General features: G+C 65.2%; 19 protein-coding genes and 2 tRNA genes. 6 read left to right on the top strand and 15 right to left on the bottom strand.

What is annotated here, in order from left to right; all coding sequences use genetic code 11:
* Positions 1-58 (bottom strand) — tRNA-Phe (locus tag C4301_RS01775).
* A 9-nt stretch (positions 59-67) separates the two neighbouring features.
* Positions 68-144 (bottom strand) — tRNA-Asp (locus C4301_RS01770).
* A gap of 57 nt (positions 145-201) precedes the next feature.
* Here C4301_RS01770 and C4301_RS09960 point away from each other — a divergent pair.
* A complete protein-coding gene (locus tag C4301_RS09960; protein ID WP_503012376.1) occupies positions 202-621 on the top strand; it encodes an SRA domain-containing endonuclease in 420 nt (139 codons plus the stop codon).
* Here the strand turns inward: C4301_RS09960 and C4301_RS01765 are convergent.
* Positions 527-1,285 (bottom strand): type III pantothenate kinase, encoded by a 759-nt coding sequence (locus C4301_RS01765; RefSeq protein WP_352413403.1) that lies wholly within the window; start codon positions 1,283-1,285, stop codon positions 527-529. The two genes, C4301_RS09960 and C4301_RS01765, sit on opposite strands and share 95 nt — an antisense overlap.
* Positions 1,269-1,697 (bottom strand): OsmC family protein, encoded by a 429-nt coding sequence (locus C4301_RS01760; RefSeq protein WP_352413402.1) that lies wholly within the window; start codon positions 1,695-1,697, stop codon positions 1,269-1,271. The genes C4301_RS01765 and C4301_RS01760 overlap by 17 nt, the downstream gene beginning before the upstream one ends.
* 39 nt (positions 1,698-1,736) lie before the next feature.
* Between C4301_RS01760 and C4301_RS01755 the strand changes: the two genes are divergently transcribed.
* Positions 1,737-2,945 carry an N-acetylmuramoyl-L-alanine amidase family protein gene (locus C4301_RS01755; protein WP_352413401.1) on the top strand — a complete coding sequence of 403 codons (1,209 nt, stop codon included), beginning with the start codon at positions 1,737-1,739 and terminating at the stop codon, positions 2,943-2,945.
* Between the two features lie 40 nt (positions 2,946-2,985).
* On the opposite strand, the gene C4301_RS01750 is transcribed toward C4301_RS01755, so the two are convergent.
* Positions 2,986-3,756 (bottom strand): serine/threonine-protein kinase, encoded by a 771-nt coding sequence (locus tag C4301_RS01750; RefSeq protein WP_352413400.1) that lies wholly within the window; start codon positions 3,754-3,756, stop codon positions 2,986-2,988.
* A 59-nt stretch (positions 3,757-3,815) separates the two neighbouring features.
* Here C4301_RS01750 and C4301_RS01745 point away from each other — a divergent pair, with 59 nt between their 5' ends.
* Both C4301_RS01745 and lepB read left to right on the top strand, forming a co-directional pair.
* Positions 3,816-4,556: a patatin-like phospholipase family protein gene (locus C4301_RS01745; protein ID WP_352413399.1), complete on the top strand. Its 741-nt coding sequence runs from the start codon at positions 3,816-3,818 to the stop codon at positions 4,554-4,556.
* Positions 4,557-4,569: 13 nt separating this feature from the next.
* A complete protein-coding gene (gene lepB / locus C4301_RS01740; RefSeq protein ID WP_352413398.1) occupies positions 4,570-5,376 on the top strand; it encodes a signal peptidase I in 807 nt (268 codons plus the stop codon).
* 17 nt (positions 5,377-5,393) lie between these two features.
* Here the strand turns inward: lepB and C4301_RS01735 are convergent, their stop codons facing one another.
* The 10 genes from C4301_RS01735 to aroQ form a co-directional block, all read right to left on the bottom strand.
* Positions 5,394-5,954 carry an LUD domain-containing protein gene (locus C4301_RS01735; protein ID WP_352413397.1) on the bottom strand — a complete coding sequence of 187 codons (561 nt, stop codon included), beginning with the start codon at positions 5,952-5,954 and terminating at the stop codon, positions 5,394-5,396.
* Positions 5,951-7,324 (bottom strand): LutB/LldF family L-lactate oxidation iron-sulfur protein, encoded by a 1,374-nt coding sequence (locus tag C4301_RS01730; RefSeq protein ID WP_352413396.1) that lies wholly within the window; start codon positions 7,322-7,324, stop codon positions 5,951-5,953. Before C4301_RS01730 ends, C4301_RS01735 begins: the two co-directional genes overlap by 4 nt.
* On the bottom strand, positions 7,281-8,027 hold the full coding sequence (locus C4301_RS01725; RefSeq protein ID WP_352413395.1) for a (Fe-S)-binding protein: 747 nt from the start codon (positions 8,025-8,027) through the stop codon (positions 7,281-7,283). The genes C4301_RS01730 and C4301_RS01725 overlap by 44 nt, the downstream gene beginning before the upstream one ends.
* A gap of 7 nt (positions 8,028-8,034) precedes the next feature.
* On the bottom strand, positions 8,035-9,276 hold the full coding sequence (locus tag C4301_RS01720; RefSeq protein WP_352413394.1) for a sensor histidine kinase: 1,242 nt from the start codon (positions 9,274-9,276) through the stop codon (positions 8,035-8,037).
* A complete protein-coding gene (locus C4301_RS01715) occupies positions 9,273-9,941 on the bottom strand; it encodes a response regulator transcription factor (protein WP_352413393.1) in 669 nt (222 codons plus the stop codon). The genes C4301_RS01720 and C4301_RS01715 overlap by 4 nt, the downstream gene beginning before the upstream one ends.
* Positions 9,938-10,330, bottom strand: a complete 393-nt coding sequence (locus tag C4301_RS01710) for a hypothetical protein (RefSeq protein ID WP_352413392.1) — start codon at positions 10,328-10,330, stop codon at positions 9,938-9,940. The genes C4301_RS01715 and C4301_RS01710 overlap by 4 nt, the downstream gene beginning before the upstream one ends.
* Before the next feature lie 84 nt (positions 10,331-10,414).
* Positions 10,415-11,011 carry a helix-turn-helix domain-containing protein gene (locus C4301_RS01705; protein ID WP_352413391.1) on the bottom strand — a complete coding sequence of 199 codons (597 nt, stop codon included), beginning with the start codon at positions 11,009-11,011 and terminating at the stop codon, positions 10,415-10,417.
* Positions 11,012-11,123: 112 nt separating this feature from the next.
* Entirely contained in the window at positions 11,124-11,435 is a 312-nt protein-coding gene (gene cutA, locus C4301_RS01700; protein WP_352413390.1) for a divalent-cation tolerance protein CutA, read from the bottom strand.
* The gene (gene gyrA, locus C4301_RS01695) at positions 11,436-13,865 is read right to left on the bottom strand and encodes a DNA gyrase subunit A (protein WP_352413389.1); all 2,430 of its coding nucleotides are present in this window, start codon (positions 13,863-13,865) and stop codon (positions 11,436-11,438) included.
* Positions 13,866-13,948: 83 nt separating this feature from the next.
* Positions 13,949-14,389, bottom strand: coding sequence for a type II 3-dehydroquinate dehydratase (gene aroQ, locus C4301_RS01690; protein ID WP_352413388.1), 441 nt, complete (start codon positions 14,387-14,389; stop codon positions 13,949-13,951).
* Between the two features lie 31 nt (positions 14,390-14,420).
* Between aroQ and C4301_RS01685 the strand changes: the two genes are divergently transcribed.
* A complete protein-coding gene (locus C4301_RS01685; RefSeq protein WP_352413387.1) occupies positions 14,421-15,365 on the top strand; it encodes a LysM peptidoglycan-binding domain-containing M23 family metallopeptidase in 945 nt (314 codons plus the stop codon).
* A 48-nt stretch (positions 15,366-15,413) separates the two neighbouring features.
* Positions 15,414-16,736: a methylenetetrahydrofolate--tRNA-(uracil(54)-C(5))-methyltransferase (FADH(2)-oxidizing) TrmFO gene (gene trmFO / locus C4301_RS01680; RefSeq protein WP_352413417.1), complete on the top strand. Its 1,323-nt coding sequence runs from the start codon at positions 15,414-15,416 to the stop codon at positions 16,734-16,736.
* The last annotated feature ends 1 nt before the right edge of the window (position 16,737 follow it).

Below are 16,737 nucleotides of genomic sequence, written 5' to 3'. Positions count from 1 at the left end.
TGGCGGAATCGAACCGCCGACACTGCGATTTTCAGTCGCATGCTCTACCGACTGAGCTACCTCGGCGTGGCGGCCCCGACGGGACTCGAACCCGCGATCTCCCACGTGACAGGCGGGTGTGTTAACCAACTACACCACGGGGCCTTGGGTTTGGCCAGGCCGGGGGCGTCCGACCGGGCAAGTAGGATAATAGCCGGCAAGATGGGCCTTGTCAAGCTTCGCTGGGCCGAGGTTCTGGCCCGCCACAAAACCCGCCGGGGGATAGGGCGCGAGAGCCTGCTTGTGGACCGTGGGGAGTCGGGGTATGAAAACCGGTTTCTCCCGGACGGCCGCATCCGGTACATGGGGGAGGGCCGGGGGCACCAGGGGCCGAGCCCGGGGAATCTGCGCCTTTTAGAGGCGCAAAGGACCGGCCGCCCCTTCCGGGTCTTCCTCCGGGAGGGGCCGGATTCCTGGGTGGACTTGGGGCTTTTCCAGGTGGAAGGGTCGGAGTATGCCCTCTTTGAGGGGCGGTGGGTCTATTGGTTCACCCTAAGGCCTTGTAGATGCGCAGGAGGCCCTTCAGAGTCAAGTCCTCATCCACCACATGGAAGGAAGGGCAGAGGGGCTCGAGGGTTTTAGCAAACCCCCCTGTGGCGATGACCAGCGCCTCTCCTGCCTCCTCCTCGAACCGCCTCACCATGCCCTCCACCAAGGCGGCGTAGCCGAGAACGAGGCCTGAGCGGAGGGCGTCTAGGGTGTTTTTCCCCACCACCCTTTCCGGGGGCAGGAGGTCGATCCGGGGGAGCTTGGCCGTCCGCATGGCCAGTGCGTCTGCTGCGGTCTGCGGTCCGATGGTGATGGCCCCGCCCAGGTAGCGCCCGGGGGCTTCCACCAGGTCAAAGGTGGTGGCGGTGCCGAAGTCCACGACGATGTACCGGCCGGTGGGGCTTTCGTAGCCAAGAGCCCCCGCCGCGTTGACCAGGCGGTCTGCCCCCGCCTCTTTGGGGTTGTCGATAAGGATTTCCAAGCCGGTATGCTCCGGACCCACCACCAGGGCCTCGAGGCCGAAAAGGGCCCGGATGGCGGCCTTAAGCTCCTGCTCCACCGGGGGAACCACGCTGGAGATGAGGGCGGCCTGGGGGGGTGGCAGGCCTTTAAGGGCAAAAAGATTCTTGATAAGAATCTCATATTCGCTTTCCATCCGCATCCGGTCGGTGTGGATACGGAAGTTGGCGATAAGGGCCTCACCCTGGAAAACGCCCAGGGCCGTGCTGGTGTTGCCCACGTCAACGGCGAGAAGCATCCTCCTCCCAAGGCTCCACAACCACCTCGGTGGCGATCTCGGCGTTGAGGCTGGCTGAGACCGAGCAGTACTTGGTGTGGGAAAGCTCCACCGCCCGCCTTAAAGCCTCCTCGGTTACCTGGGGGCCGGAGGCGATGTGGCGCACGGTGATCTGGGTATACCGCCTGGGATGGGTCTCGGCCCGGATGCCCTCCACCTCCACCCGGTACCGGGCCAGGGGCTGCTTCTTCTTATTCATGATGTCCACCACGTCGTAGGCGGTGCAGGCCCCCAAGGCCATAAGGAGAAGCTCCATGGGCCTTGGGCCTGTGGGGGGATGGTCCCCGTCGATCATGGCCTTGTCCCCTTGTTCGTTCACCCCCATAAACCGGTGGCCGACGAGCTGGTATACGATGACCTTTTTCCCAGCCATGCCCCCTAGTTTAACCCATGGGGCTAGAATGTCGGAAGAATGTGGTTTCGCCTAGGGAAGAGATCTGGGAGGGTTCTCCTTTTCCTCTTGGTGTTCTTGGGAAGCAACTTGGGCCTTCTGGCCTCAGCCCCGCTTGCTCAAAGCGCTTCCCAGACCCCCTTTCCCCGGGTTGGGGTGCACGAAGGCTTCACACGCCTGGTTTTTGATGGGGCCACCCAGTACCGGCTGAGCCGGGAGGGACCGATCCTGGGGCTGTTCTTCCCTGGTCTAAGACCCCCCCTCCCGCTGGGAGGACTGCCCCAGGACCAGGTGGTGAACTCCCCTGAGGTGGCCTCGATCCAGACCATCTTGGACCAGGAGGGAATCCGGGTGGTGGTCCGGCTTAAAGAGGAGAGGGTGGAGGTCAAGGAGACCCGCCTCAAGGACCCCGACCGGTTGGTCTTGGACCTCTTTTTGCCAAGCGGCGTGGTTTCGGGAACCAAGACCCCCCCGGAGCCCGCCAAGCCGCGCTGGAAGGATCCGCCCCCTAAGAAGGCGGTGGTCGTCTTGGACCCGGGGCACGGGGGTATCGATCCGGGGATGGTGGGGTACGTGGTGGAGAAGGCGGTGACCCTGGACCTGGCCCTCCGGCTCAAGCAGCTCCTCGAGGCCCAAGGGGTGGAGGTCCGGCTCACCCGGGAGAAGGATATGCACCTCTCCTCGGACAAGCGGACCGACCTTTCCAAGCGGGCCGCCATGGCCGACTCCTCCCAGGTCAACCTCTTCGTCTCCATCCACGTCAACGCCGCCCCCACGGGCACGGCGCGTGGCGTAGAGGTCTTCTACTTCGGCCAGACCCAGAGCAAGGAGGTCTTAGAACGGGTGATCTGGGAAAACGGTGGGGGTGAGCTGGGACGGCGCCTTACCGAGGAGGCCAAGACCGCAGCCCAGAAGATCCTCACCGATATCCTGGCCCAGGCCAACCAGCGCTACTCCCAGGTCTTGGCCGAAACCGTCGGGCGCGCCCTCTCCCTGGCCACGGAAAGCCCCTACCGGGGAAGCTTCCCTGGCGACCTCTTTGTCCTCCGCTACGCCCGGGTGCCCGCCGTTCTGGTGGAGGTGGGCTTTGGCAACCACCCTGTGGAGGGGCGTCTTCTGGCCGACGAGGCCTACCGGCAGAAGGTTGCTCAGGGCCTGTCCTTGGGGATTCTCCGTTTCCTTTCGGCCGGGGCCTTCACTTACAGAAAGGGGGGGTCTGGGGGGCCATAATGCCCCGCATGGGAGTGCGGGGATGCGTGGACTTCCCAGGTCACGCGTAGGGAAAGGCCGCAAGGGCCTCCTTGGCGGAGGGGAAGCGCTCCTTGGGGTCCTTGGCCAGGAGGCGACAAAGGTAGCCCCAAAGCTCGGCCTCGAGGCCGGGGATGGGGGGTGGGGGGGTCTGGAGGTGGGCTCGGACCACGTCCTCAGGGCTGCCCGTAAAGGGAAGCTCCCCGGAGAGGGCCCAGTAGAGAAGGACCCCGGCGGAGTAAAGATCGGCCTCTGGCCCGGGGCTTTGGCCCAGGGCCTGCTCCGGGGCCAGATAGGCCAGGGTGCCCAGACGGATGCGCATGCGAAAGGGCTCTCCAATGGGGCCTGAAAGGTCAAAGTCCAGAAGCCGGGCCTCCTGGGTGGGGGCGACCACGAGGTTTTCCGGCTTGACGTCCCGGTGGACAAACCCCCGTGCATGCATATGGGCCAGGGCCTCGAGGAGCTGCCGAAAAACGGAAAGCACCGCCTCTTTTTCAGAGCCTTGCCTCCAATCTAAAAACCGTTCCCCAGGGGCGTAGGCCAGGAGGAGGGCCGCCCCCCGGTCCTCTTGTTCCTCCAGAAGGGCCAGCACGGGGTTGATGCGGGGATGGCCCAGGGCCCGCCCCACTCGGAACTCCCGCTCGGCTCGGCGCTTTAAACCCTTGGGGAAGGCCTTCACCGCGTAGGGGGTTCCGAAGAGGTCAAAGGCAAGGTAGACGGTGGCCAAAGCCCCCCGGGCCAGGGGGCGCACCACCTTGTACCGGCTGAGCAGGGTTTGCCCCACCAGGCTCACGCCTTCACTATACCGGCCAGGCTCAACCAGGGCTCATCCTTTCCGCTTAAGATTGGGGCATGCGCGCCTTGGTCCTTTCCGGCGGAGGGGCCCGGGGGCTGGCCCACATCGGTGCTTTAGAGGTTTTCCTGGACCAGGGCATCGCCTTTGACCTGGTGGTGGGGACGAGCATGGGGGCCATCGTGGGGGCGCTTTTTGCTTCGGGCAAGACCCCTCAGGAAATCCTGGAATTAGCCCGAAAGACCCCTTGGCTTGCCCTCCTTGGCCTTTCCCCCAGGGAGGGGATCTTCTCCCGCAGGAAACTCTCGAGCTTTCTCGCGGAGCACCTGCCCTCGCGGTTTGAGGACCTTCCCTTGCCCCTGGTGGTCACCTCAGTGGACCTAAAGCGGGGAAGGCCCCTTTACCTCCAGGAGGGCGAGCTGATAAGCGCGGTTTTGGCCTCCGCCGCCTACCCAGGCCTTTTGGCCCCGGTGGAGCGGGAGGGGGTTCTTCTTGTAGATGGAGGGGTGCTGGACAACCTGCCCGTGGATGCGGCCCGCTTCCTGGGGGCGGAGGAGGTCTATGCGGTGGATGTGAGCGCGGGGTTTGGGGAGGAGGCGCCTCCCAAAAACCTCTTGGGGGTGGCCCGGCGGGCGGTGGACCTGATGCAGGCCCAGCTCACCGCCGTGCGGCTGGCCCTTTACCCTCCGGAGGTCTATATCCGCCCCAGGCTTTCGGGGGTGGGGATAGAGGCCTTCGGGCGGCTGGAGGAGATCTATAAGGCAGGCAAGGAAGCCGCCCTTTCCGCTCTGGCGGGGTAGACTGGGGGAGGATATGCGGGTGTTTCTAGAATATCTTTGGAAAGAATGGTTCCGTCAGGTGGGGGAGGCCCTTCTGGTGGCCTTTTTGGTCACGACGTTCGTTTTTACCACCGTAGGGGTGGTAGGGAACAGCATGTTCCCCACCTTGCGCAACGGGGAACGGGTTCTGGTGCCCAAATGGGAGGCCTGGCTTGTCCGTTTCGGCCTTTGGGAATGGCGGCGGGGGGAGGTCGCCATCTTGAAGCCCCCGGAAGGGACACCCTACGCCGTGGCCCGGTTTCCCGTCCTTGGCTTTTCCTTCCGGGCCTTCTTCATCAAGCGCATCGTGGCGGTTCCGGGGGATGAGGTCTATGTGGACCGGGGGGTGGTCTACGTGAACGGCAAGCCCCTGGACGAGCGGCACATCTCAGACCATCTGGCGGTCTGGCCCGACTCCTACCCTGGGGCCTGTTACAAGGAGGGACGGCTCACCCGCGTCATCACCCAGCAGGGGGAGTTTTCCCTGGCCCTCCTTCCCCCTTACCTCAAACCCCTGGTCTCCATGCTCGAGCCCCCCGATGCGAATACGGTAAAGCGGAGTGAGCTGGAGGAGACCTGTGTGGTGGGACGGATCCGGCTGGCCAAGGACTACTATTTCGTCATGGGGGATAACCGGGGCCTGGGGGGTTCGGAGGACAGCCGCACCTTTGGCCCCGTGCACAAGTCCGCCATCGCGGGCCGGGCGAGCTTTGTCTGGTGGCCGGTTTTTGTGCGGGATGAGAACGGGGTCCGCCTCAACCTAAGAAGCCTCCCGGTTCCCCCGGCCTACCGGCTCAACTGAAAAGGGCCGAGGCGGCCTCAGTCTAGAACGAGGACGATCAACCGGCCTGGACCGTGGACGCCCTTAACCATCACCTGGCCGATATCGGCGCTTTTAGAGGGGCCGGAGTGGAGGCCGAGGGCGCTCGGCAGCTCCTCCAAGGCCAGAAAGGCCTCCAGGAGCGTGAGATAGAGCCTTTCCCGTTCCAAAAGGACCAGGTGTACGGGGGGAAGGAGGTGCGTTTTGCGGCCGTCCTGGCTCGAGAGGGCCACGCTGCCCGTCTCGGCCACGCCGAAGGCGGCAAGGCTAAGACCCAAGGGGGCCTCCTCGGGGGGAAGGAGGGGCAGGGAGGGACGAAGCTCCGGGGGGACACCTTTTCCTACCGACACCCCGGAAAACCCTTCGGCCAGGGCCTCGATCTGGGCTTTAGCCTCCTTTTTGGGCACTAGGTGGCCCTCCGCCCCGTTTTCCTCAAGGCGGATGAAAAAGAGCTCCAAGGCATCGCCTAAGAGGGGCAGGTGAAGCCTTCCCGGATGCTCGCTCGGAGGCCGGTTTTTCAGGGCCTCCTTCACCCTTTTGAGGATCGGATCGCGGCTCATAGGCTTTCCCAGAGTTCGTGGAAGGGTTTGGGGCTGGGCCTCGGCCCGGTGCGCCCCTCTGTCCAGGCGCGGATCAGGGGCAAGAGGCGACTTTCCGAGAGGGGAAGGGCCCGGAGCCCTTTGGAAAAAACGCGGTAGAGCCCCGGGTGGGTCATGACCTCCACAAAGGCCCGCATGGCCGCCTTTTCCCCCAGGGGGGTAAGGCCTTCCTCCACCGCCCGGTGCCGCCAGGTGAGGAGGAGATGGGGGATGGGGATCTTGACCGGGCAGGCCTCGAGGCAGGCCCCGCAGAGGGTGCTGGCGTAGGGAAGAGGGTGGGTTTCCTCCAGGCCCAAAAGGCCGGGGTCCAAAACCGCGCCGATGGGGCCGGAGTAGACGTACCCGTAGGGATGCCCCCCGGTCTGCCGGTAGACGGGGCAGGCGTTCAGGCAGGCTCCACACCGGAGGCAACGAAGGGTCTCCCAGGCCTCGGGATCGGCCAACAGATGGGTGCGTCCATTGTCCACCAGGACGACGTGCACCTCTTCAGGCCCTTCCTCGCCAGGCCTGGCTGGGCCTTGGATAAGGCTTACGTAGGTGGAAAGCCGCTGGCCGGTCGCGGCCCGGGCGGTGAGGGAAAGGAAGTGGGCCAGGTCCTCGAGACGGGGCAGGAGCTTTTCGATGCCCACCAGGGCCACGTGAATCTTGGGGAGGCTGGTGGAAAGCCGGATATTCCCCTCGTTTTCCATCAGGGCGATGGTCCCCGTTTCCGCCACCAGGAAGTTGGCCCCACTGATCCCGAGGTCTGCGCTCAAGAACGCTTCCCGAAGGGCTTTTCTGGCCACCTGGGCCAGGGCCTCGGGGGAGGCATCCGGGGGAGTCTGGAAGCGCGTGCGAAAAATTTTCTGAATTTCTTCTAAGGAAAGATGGATGGCCGGACCGACGATGTGGCTTGGCGCCTCCCCTAGAAGCTGGAGGATATACTCTCCGAGGTCGGTCTCGAAGACCTCTACCCCTAGGCTTTCCAACAGGGGGTTTACCCCGAGCTCCTCTGAGAGCATGCTCTTGGCTTTGACCGCCCGTTTAAGCCCTTTTTCCCGCACCAGGTGGGCCAGGATGCGCCGGGCCTCCTCCTGGTTTTGGGCCCAGTGGACCTGGGCGCCGTTTCTTCTCAGGGCGGCCTCCGCCTTTTCCAGGTAGAAGCCCAGGTGGGAGAGGAGGTGGTCCTTCACCCCCTTGGCCCAGTCCCTCAGGGCCTCGATGTCCACCTCCCTATAGGCCCGGCGGCGGTTCGCATCAAAATGCCGGGTGGCCCCGTCCACCGCCTCCCTGACGCCTGGCCTTTCCTTAAGAAGCCGCGCCGCTTCCTTGGGGTAGTCCTTCGGCTGCATATGCCTCCCAAAGCAGGGTGGCCAGGGGGGCCACCTTTAGCTTCTTCCCCCGGTGTTCCAGCCGGCCCGCAAGGTGAAGGAGGCACCCCGCGTCCGTGGAGGTGAGGACCTCCGCCTCGAGGGTGTCCACCTTCCGGTCGGCCATGCTCAAGGAGACCTCGGGGAGCTTCACCGAGAAAAGCCCCCCAAAGCCGCAGCACTCCTCCGCCGCCTCCCAAAAGACGAGCTCGGCCCCGGCGTTTCGGAGGAGAAGAAGGGGTTCCTCCCGGACCCCGAGCTCCCTCAGGGCGTGGCAGCCGTGGTGGTAGGCGATCCGCCGCCCCTTGAGCCCCAGCCCCAGCCGGGTGATGCCTAAGACCTGGACGAGAAACTGGGAGAGCTCAAAGGTTTTTTCCTTAAGCGCCACCGCCTCCGGGTAGGGGGTGTGCCCTCGGAAAAGCTCCGGGTAGCGGTGGACCATGCTGGTGCAGCTTCCCGAGGGGAGGACCACGTACTCGCTTTCCTTGAAGACCTCGAGGGCGTGCCGGGCCACGGCCTTAGCCTCCTGGAGGTAGCCCCCGTTGTAGGCGGGCTGGCCGCAGCAGGTCTGCCCCCGGGGGAAGTCCACCTCCACACCCAAGGCCCTCAGGAGCCTGACCGTGGCCACCCCAGCCTCCGCATAAAACTGGTCGGCCAGACAGGTGATGAAGAGGCTGACCCGCATCTGGCCCCTATTCTACTTCTTCATCTAGTAGGGGAAGCCGGACGGTAAAAAGCGTCCGCCCGGGCCGGCTTTCCACCTGGATCTCCCCCCCGTGTGCCCGGGCGATCTGCCGGGCGATGGCCAGGCCGAGCCCCGTGCCGCCCCCTGGCCCCTTGGCGAAGCGTTCAAACAGGCGGGGGAGGAGGTCTTGCGGGATCCCCGGCCCCTCGTCCTCCACCTCCACCCGGGCCCACCCCCCCTCCTTGCGGAGGCGGAGGCAGACCTTGTCCCGGCCTGCGGCCCTCACGGCGTTTTGAGTAAGATTCCTAAAAAGCTGCAGGAGGCGGTCGGGGTCGCCCACCACCTCCGCCCCTTCGCCTTCCAGCGGGACACCTTGCTCCTGGGCCACCTCCTTTAGAAGCGGCAGAAGGTCCAGCACGTGGGGGTTCAGATTCCTCTCCAACTCCCCCCGGGCCAAGGCCAAAAGGTCCTCCACCAGGCGGTTCAGATGGAGGGCGGTTTTCCGCAAGGCCTCGAGGCTTTCCGGGCTTTTGGGAAGGCGCTCGAGGTGGCCCAGCAGGACCGTGAGGGGGGTTCTGAGCTCGTGGGAGACCTCTGCGAGAAACGCCTTCTCCCGCTCCTTGGCCTCCTTTAAGGCCGCAAGGAGCCGGTTGATGCTCCGGATCATAGTCCCCACCTCGTCCTGGCCTCTTTGCGGCAGGGGCTCGAGGTTTTCTGGGCCCCGCCTGGCCACCTCCCGGGCGGCTTGGAGCAGGGGGGAGGCGATGAACCGGGCGGTGAGGTAGACCAGAAGGAGCCCCACCGGGAAGAGGAGGAAGAAGGCTTGGAAAAGCGCCCGGTCCAAGGCAGCCAGGGCCTCTTGGATGTACTGGGTTTCCTGGGTCAGGGCCAAAACCCCTAGGGGCGTCCGGACCAGGGCCGCAGCAAAGCCCCTCCTCAGGAAAACCCTCGGCGCAGCCGTCGCGCTTCGCACGTCGGCGGCCTCGAGGCGGTGGGCGGGCTCGGTGAGGACCAGAGGGGTGCCGTCCTCTCCATACAGGTGGAGCCGCACCCCCCCTGTGGCCAAAGGGGTGCCCGCCCGGCCTTGGGTGTAGGCCTCCGCCACCTTCCGCGCGTCCTGAAGGAGGGTGGCCTCGAGATGGCCCTTGAGGCTTGCCTCCACCGACCGCCTGGCCGTGGCCAAGGAGGCGAGGAGGAGCAAGGCCCAAAGCAGGCCAAAGGCCAGGAAAAGCCGGGTGGTCAGGCTCATTCCCGGGGCCTTACCGCGTAGCCCACCCCCCGGACGGTGCGGAGGTACCCATAGGCGCCGGCCTCGCGGAGCTTGGCGCGGAGGTTGGCCACGTGAACGTCCACCAGATTGGAATCCTTTTCCAGGGGTCTTCCCCAAAGCCGTTCCTCGATCTCCTGGCGGCTGAACACTCGGCCTGGCCGGGAAAGGAGGAGGTGGAGGAGGTCGAACTCCTTAGGGGAAAGGCGCACCTCCCGGTCCTGGAAGCGGACCAGGCGCTTCTTGGGGTAGACTTCCAAACCCCCCAAGGAGAGGACCTCGCTTCCTTGCTTGTTTCGAAGCTGCACCTGGATGCGGGCGAGGAGCTCCTGGGGGTGGAAGGGCTTGACCAGGTAATCGTCCGCCCCTTCCAAAAGCAAGGAGACCTTCCGGTCCACCGCATCCTGCGCGGTGAGGACCAGGATGGGGATATCGCTTGTGGCGCGGATGCGGCGGGCCACCTCGGCCCCGTCTAGATCCGGCAGGCCCAGGTCCAAGATCACCAGGTCCGGCCGGGCCTCCCTCAGGCGGACCAGGCCCCGCATCCCGGTTTCCGCCCAGTCCACCTGGAAGCCCGCTTCCTTGAGCTCCAGGCTGAGGAGCTCAGCGATCCCGGGGTCATCCTCGATCAGCAGGATCCGCTTCATGGCCAGAGCCTCTCGGGCGGGGAAAGGCCCAGCTCCTTAAGGAGCTTTAGGAAGCTCACCCGCTCTTTCCCCAATATAATCCAGACATCCCCCTTGTCCGCCACGGCCTCGAGGGTGATGGGTTTTTTCCCGGGCTCGCTGACGAGAAGGCGCACCTCCTGGCCCGCTTTAGGGGCAAGGGGTGGGGAGAGGGGGGAAAGCCGCCCCTCTTGGACGCGCCAGGCCGCGTACAGGGTCTTGAGGTCGGGGGAGAGGAGCCGGACCTCCGTGCCCGGAGGAAAGGAAAGCCCCTCAGCCCCCCGGGCGGTGAGCCCCACGAGGGCGTTGCTTCCCGAAAGGAACACCGAGAGGAGGAGCCAGAAGGACCCGAGAACGGCACCCCAAGGCATCGCCCTCATTCTAGGCCTCCTTCGGGTTGGCTGGATGGGAGGGAGGTTAAGGCCTTTAAATCCCGCTTGGGCAGGGGTGGTCGCCTACGCCCGGGCTTCCGCCAGGGCCTTCAGGCCCTGGGGGTCCAAAAGGACGATGCGGCCGTACCCTGACCGGATGTACCCTTCTCGGACGAGCTCTCCGATGACCTTGGTTACGGTTTCCCGAACGCTCCCCACCGCCCAGGCCAGTTCATCGTGGGTGGCCTTTAAAACCACCTGGCCTTCCTCCACCTGGGCCAAGGGGGTTTCGGCAAGCTCCAAAAGCGCCGCAGCCATCCGGTTCTTAAGCCGCTGGGTGGCCAGGCGGACCATCCGGCGGTAGGTGGTGGAAAGGGCCTGCACCAGGTGGGCCAGAAGGGCCTGGGTCTCCTCGGGGCTTGGGTCGACAAGGGGGGTGAGCTCCGCCGGGGTTACCGCCTCGGCAAAGTAGACCCGCTCGAGGCCAAACAAGGCCTCCTCCCCGAAGTACCCGCCGGGGCGGACAAAGCGCAAGGTCAGCGTCCCGCCTTCCTCATCCACCATCTGGAGCCGGACCAAGCCCTTCTCCACCCGGTAGGCGGCCTCCCGGGGCCCGGGCACCCCAGGGTACAGAATGACTTCACCTGCCTTGAAGGAAAGGGTTTCCCTGGTCTTGGTCATACCGCCTCCTTGTCCCCAGGCTAGCACCGGGGGGGGATTTTGTAAATGCCTATGTTAAAAAAATCGGGAAGGGAAAAGGGCCCACCCCTAGGGGTGCGCCCCGGCCCCGGGCTCAGCCGGTGCTTTCCCTAAGCCAGTCCAGGTAGTCCTTGTGCCCTTCGGCGATGGGCAGGGCGATGATCTCGGGGACGGTATAGGGGTGGAGGCCCTGTACCCTTTCCCTGAGGGCGGGAAAGCGGAAGGTGGTCGTCTTGACGATGAGGAGGAGCTCCTTGTCCTCCACCACCTGGCCTTGCCAGCGGTAGATGGAGGTGAGGCCCGAAACGATGTTGACGCAGGCCGCCAAGCCTTCCTCCACCAGGGTGCGGGCAATCTCCCTGGCCTTTTCCTCCGTGGGCACGGTGATGAGGACGACTTCCTCCACTTACGCCTCCTTGACCACGAAAGCGCTGGCCACCTCATCCCCCTCCAGGAGGTTCATCACCCGCACCCCGGCGGTGGCCCGGGAGTAGCGGGGGATCTGCTTAACGGGGGTGCGGATGGCTAGGCCCCTTTTGGAAAGGACGAGGAGGTCCTCCCCGGACGCCCCTTCGACCTTAAGCAAAGCGGCCAGGCTTCCCACCCTAGGGCCCACCGCGTAGGTGATAACCCCCATCCCCCCCCGGCCTTGGAGGGGGTGTTCGGAAAGGGGGGTGCGTTTCCCAAAACCCTTGGTGCTCACCGCCAAAAGGTCGGGGTTGGCCTCTCCATCCCTGGGGGAGAGGACCACCAAGGAGACCACCCGGTCCTTCTCCCGCTTGAACCGGATCCCCGTCACCCCTTGGCTGTCCCGGCCCGTGGCCCGGACCTCGGAAAGGGGGAAGCGGATGGCCTGTCCCTCCTGGGTGGCCAGGATGACCTCCCCTTCCTCCTCCGCCAGGTCCACATCCACCAGGCGGTCCTCCTCGAGGAGTTTGATGGCGATGAGCCCCGCGGAGCCCAGGTTTTTGTACTCGGAAAGGGCGGTGCGCTTGATCAGCCCCCTTTCCGTGGCGAAGACCAGGTAGCCTTCCCCGTCCAGCCCCCGGACGGAACGGAGGGCGGCCACCTCCTCCTCCTCGGTCAAAGGCAAAAGGGCCCGCACATGCACCCCTCGGGCCTGGCGGCCGAGCTCGGGGAGGTCATAGACCTTGACCCGGTAGACCCGGCCCCGGTTGGTGAAGACCAGGAGGTCGTCGTGCATCTGGGCCACGAAGACCCGCACCGCCTCGTCCTCCTCCCCGGCCCGGCCGGCCTGGGCTCCCACACCGCCCCGGCCCTGGGCCCGGTAGCTTTCCAAAGGGGTGCGCTTGAGGAAGCCCTGGGCGGTGAGGGTGATGACCATGGGCTCGTCCTCGATGAGGTCCTCCCTGGTGAAGGCCTCCTCGAACTCCGCAATGACCGTCCGACGATCGTCCCCGTACTTTTCCTTCAGCTGGAGGAGTTCCTCTTTCACCACGCCCCAAAGCCGCTTCTCCTCCTCCAGAATGGCCCTGAGGCGTGCGATCTCCTCCATGAGGCTTCGGTACTCCTCGAGGAGCTTCTCCCTCTCCAGGGCCACCAGCCGCTGGAGGCGCATGTCCAAGATGGCCTGGGCCTGGACCTCGCTGAGGCCGAACCGGCGGACAAGCCCCGCGCGGGCCTGGGCCGCGTCCTCGGAGGCCCGGATGAGGGCGATGACCTCGTCGATCCGGTCCAGGGCGATGAGGAGTCCCTCCAGGATATGGGCCCGCTCCTCGGCCTTTTTGAGATCAAAGAGGCTCCGCCTCCGGACCACCTCCTTGCGGTGGTCCAGGTAGTGGCGCATGAGCTCGAGGAGGGAGAGGACCCGGGGTTCCCCTTGGACGATGGCCAAGAGGTTCACGGTGAAGGTGGCCTGAAGGGCGGTGTGCTTGTAAAGCTGGTTCAGGACCACCTGCGGGTTCGCCCCCCGCTTGAGCTCTATGGCGATGCGCAGGCCGTGTCGGTCGGACTCGTCGCGGAGCGCGGCGATTTCCTCCAGCTTCTTGGCCTTGACCAGGCCCGCGATCTGGGCGATGAGCCCCGCTTTGTTCACCTGGTAGGGGATCTCCGTCACCACCAGCATGGGCCTCTGCCCCTTCTCCTCGATGCGGACCTTGCCTCGCACCTTTAGGCTTCCTCGGCCCGTGGCGTACGCTTCCCGGATCCCTTTCCGGGAGAGCTTCCCCCCAGTGGGGAAGTCGGGGCCTGGTAGGTGGCGCATGACCCCCTCGAGGGTGATGCCGGGGTTTTCGATCATGGCCACCAGGGCATCCACCACCTCCTTCAGGTTGTGGGGCGGAAGGCTTGTGGCCATGCCCACCGCGATCCCGCTCGCCCCGTTCACCAGGAGGTTGGGCAGGCCCGCGGGGAGGACCTCCGGTTCCTTCAGGCTTCCATCGTAGTTGGGGCGGAAGTCCACCGTGTCCTTGTCGATGTCCGCGAGCATCTCGGCCCCGAGCCAGGAAAGCCGGGCCTCCGTGTACCGCTGGGCTGCGGGGGGGTCCCCGTCCACGGAGCCGAAGTTCCCCTGGCCGTCCATCAGGGGGTAGCGGAGGTTCCAATCCTGGGTCATCCGGGCCAGGGCGTCGTAGATGGCCGCATCCCCGTGGGGATGGAACTTGCCCATCACCTCCCCGACGATCTTTGCGCTTTTGACGTGCTTCCGGTTGGGAAGCACCCCTTCCTGGTAGGCCCCGTACAGGATGCGCCTCTGGACCGGCTTGAGCCCGTCCCGGACATCGGGCAAAGCCCGGTCCACGATGACGGACATGGCGTAGTTGATGAAGCTCTGTTTGACCTCCTCGGTGATCTCCACGGGAAGAATCTGGGCCATACCTTGTTCCCCTTTGCCAAGCTAACCCCCCCAAAGCGCCTCTTCCTTCAGGGGCGGTTGAGCCGTTTCCCAGTATACCCCGTCTAGGGGTTGAGTTCCAGGGCCTCGGCCAAGTAGACCAGGGCGAGTTTATAGGAAAAAATACCAAAACCAGAGATGATCCCCCTCGCCCCCATGGCGGTCACGGAGTGGCGGCGGAACTCCTCCCGGGCGTGGAGGTTGGTAAGGTGGACCTCCACCACCGGAAGCGGCTGGGCGCGGATGGCGTCCAGGAGGGCATAGGAGTAGTGGGTGAGGGCGCCTGGGTTCAGGACGATGGCTAAAAACCCCTCCTTCTTGGCCTGCTGGATCCACTCCACCAGCTGTCCCTCGTAGTTGCTTTGGCGGAAGACGACGCCCAGCCCCAGCTCCGCCCCCCATTCCTCGCAAAGGGCCTCGAGCTCCTCCAGGGTCGTCTGGCCGTACAGCTCGGGCTCCCTCTGCCCGAGCAAGTTCAGGTTGGGCCCGTTCAGCACCAGGACCATTCCTCCCCTCCTTTGGGGATAGCATAAGGCCATGCGCCGCCTCCTGCTCCTTTTTTTCCTTACGCCCGTTTTGGCCCAGCACGTGGTCGCCCCGGGAGAGACGCTTTTTTCCATCGCCCGGAGGTACGGCCTTTCCGTGGAGGAGCTTGCCCGGCTCAACGGCCTTCAGGACCCGGACCGCATCCACCCTGGCCAGGTCTTACGGCTTTCTGGGGAGGAGAGGCGGATCCTGCCCAAGGGGGAGGTGCGCCTGGGGGGGCTTTGGGTGGGGCAGGCCACCTTGGTCCGCGTGGCGGGGTACAAGGAAGGGGAGGTGCGGGCCTTTGGGCGAACCTTTCCCTTGGCCTTGTCCCAGGAGGGTCTTTTGGGGTACCTGGGGGTCCCCGCCTTGGAGAAGCCCGGCGTACACCGGGTGGAGTTCTTCCTCGAGGGCGGCCGCTTCCCCTTCGACCTCGAGGTGCACCCCGTCTCCTACCCCCGGGAGGTCATCCCCTTGACCCCCGGGCTAAAGGCCAGAATGGACCCAAATACCCTGCGCGAGGAGCGGGAGAAGGTCATCGCGTCATGCCGTTTTCGCCTCGGCCTACCCCTGCACTTCAGGCCTCCTTTGGAGAAAATGCAGATCACTTCTCCCTTTGGAACCCGCCGCCGGTATGGGGAAGGGGGCTGGACCTACCACGAGGGGATGGATCTAAAGGCAGAGGTAGGGGTGCCGGTCCGGACGGCGGCGGAGGGGGTGGTGGTCCTTTCCGAACCCCTTTTCGTCCGGGGCGAGGCGGTGGTCCTGGACCACGGCCTGGGGGTCTGCACCGGGTACTGGCATCTGAGTGCGCGTAAGGTGAGGCTAGGGGAGAGGGTCAAACCGGGCCAGGTCATCGGCCTGGTGGGGAGCACCGGGCTTTCCACCGGCCCCCACCTTCACTTTGAGGTGCGGGTGGCGGGCCTTCCCGTGGACCCCGGTGGCTTTTTGCGGTGATCGGGATTCTGGGAAACCCTAAGGTGGGCGGGTAGAATGGTGGGTATGCTGGAGGCCGTATGGGTGATCGGCGGCGGCCTGGCGGGCAGTGAGGCCGCCTGGACCCTGGCCCGGCTGGGGGTTCCGGTCAGGCTTTTGGAGATGCGTCCCAAGCGCATGACCCCGGCCCACGAGACCCCCCTTCTTGCGGAGATCGTCTGCTCCAACTCCCTGGGGGGGGAGGGGAGAAGCAACGCCAAGGGGCTTTTGCAGGCGGAGATGCGTTTGGCAGGCAGCCTCGTCATGGAGGCGGCAGACCGGGCCCGGGTTCCCGCTGGGGGGGCTCTGGCCGTGGACAGGAGGGAGTTCAGCGAGTACATCACGCAGAGGCTGGAGGCCCACCCCCTGGTGGAGGTGGTGCGGGAGGAGGTCCGGGAGGTGCCGGATACGCTGGCCGTTCTGGCCACCGGCCCCCTTACTTCAGAGGCTCTTGCCCAGTCCTTAAAGGCCCTTCTCGGTGACCCCTTCCTCTACTACTACGACGCCGCGGCCCCCATCGTTTTGGGGGAAAGCATCGACCGGAGGGTCTGCTTCCAGGCGGGCCGGTACGGCCAGAGCGCGGACTACCTGAACTGCCCCATGACCGAGGAGGAGTACCAGAGGTTCTACCAGGCCCTCCTCGAGGCCCAGCGCCACACCCCCCATGCCTGGGAAAAGCTGGAGTTCTTTGAGGCCTGCCTGCCCATCGAGGAGCTCGCCCGCCGGGGGTACCAGACCCCCCTTTTCGGCCCCCTGAAGCCCGTGGGCCTCAAAGACCCAAGGACGGGCAAGGAGCCTTTCGCGGTGGTCCAGCTCCGCCCCGAGGACAAGGAGGGGCGGATGTGGAGCCTGGTAGGCTTCCAGACTGGGCTCAAATGGCCAGAACAGAAGCGGCTTGTCCGGTTGATTCCCGGTTTGGAAAACGCGGAGATCGTCCGCTACGGGGTGATGCACCGGAACACCTACCTGAACGCTCCCCGGCTTTTGCAAAAGACCCTGCAGCTCAAGGACCACCCCCACCTCCTGGTGGCGGGGGTGCTGGCGGGGGTGGAGGGGTATTTGGAGAGCGCGGCCACCGGCTTCCTGGCGGGGTTGAACGCGGCAAGGCTTTTCAGAAAAAAGCCCCCGGTCGTCCCTCCGGAGGAGAGCATGCTGGGCGGTCTGGTGCGGTTTCTGGCTACAGCAAACCCGGAGGGCTTCCAGCCCATGAACGCCAACTGGGGGCTTGTCCCCCCTCAGGCCGGCCGAGACAAGCGGGAGAAACGGGAGAGGATGTACCAGAAAGGACTGGAAGCTTTCCAGAAATTTTTAGAATTTATAGAATTTTTAGTCGAGGCCCCTAAAAGCCCGTGAA

The organism is Thermus sp., assembly GCF_040290245.1.
In the GTDB taxonomy this organism is placed as follows: Bacteria; Deinococcota; Deinococci; order Deinococcales; family Thermaceae; genus Thermus_A.
Note: the sequence above shows the minus strand (reverse complement) of the source record. Positions and strands in the feature narration are given on the sequence as shown.